Source organism: Sanguibacteroides sp. AM78-02pH3A (assembly GCF_027666085.1).
Classification (GTDB): Bacteria; Bacteroidota; Bacteroidia; order Bacteroidales; family Marinifilaceae; genus Gabonibacter; species Gabonibacter massiliensis.
This window is the reverse complement of the sequence record NZ_JAQEHX010000032.1, coordinates 1-812: the sequence shown is the minus strand read 5'-3', so window position 1 is coordinate 812 and position 812 is coordinate 1. Positions and strand designations below refer to the sequence as shown.

The 812-nt window shown below is 34.7% G+C and carries 2 protein-coding genes; both read left to right on the top strand.

The window, feature by feature from the left end; genetic code table 11:
* Positions 1 to 529 (top strand): hypothetical protein (locus PGR74_RS14100; protein WP_270517397.1); only part of this gene is annotated, 529 nt, incomplete at its 5' end.
* 1 nt (position 530) lies between these two features.
* Positions 531 to 812: hypothetical protein (locus tag PGR74_RS14095; protein ID WP_270517378.1), on the top strand; the 282-nt coding region annotated here is incomplete at its 3' end.

Below are 812 nucleotides of genomic sequence, written 5' to 3'. Positions count from 1 at the left end.
CGGAACCCCGGACAGGAATATTTTAAATAAATATTCCAACAAGATATCAAAGAAAGGAATTTCAACAAAAGATTTTTTTATTTCAGGTATAGGGGAATGGCGGAAAGTTGGCTTGCCAACCGCTTATTTCGACAGGAATAATGCCCTGGAGGTGATGGATGATTTGGGGTACAAGTACGCGATGACCCAATACGTGGAAGATAAAACTAGTTATACCATGTATGTAGATAAGGGAAAAGGGCGTATGGCTGACTTTATTTACGGAAAAAGTGATATCCTCGTGGAGAAGGCAACATATATTCCTAAGAATAAATCAGTTTTTGGTTATAAGGGATTAGCTTATATTACTCCTCCTGAATTTAAAAGTTGGCTATTCGTTACAAGTCGAGTAAGTTCTATACGTTATTCTCATCCCGTGGTAATTGAAGCGTCGTGGGCAGGATTTTGGAATTTAGTACAATTTAGCTCAAAATTTGGTAATGAATTTGATTATAGAGATGAAATTGTAAATTATAAAAAACAGGATTAAGATGAAAACTACAATTGGGGTAATTTTCTTATTATTAATAATATTGGGAGGATGTAAATACGATGTAGCGGAACGAGTAAGAAGAGAGTTTAATATGAATTATTTAAAAACATCTTCAATGTTTGACAGTTCGCTTGTATCTATATTTCCATCTTATGTTAATTCTTTACCTGCAAGAATTAAAGGTTACGCGTTACATTCTTTTGAATATTATCGGTTTAACGGCATGGTATTGGAGGTTCCTTACTCGGATTCTCTTGCCCGAGCATTAGCCAATAGTAAA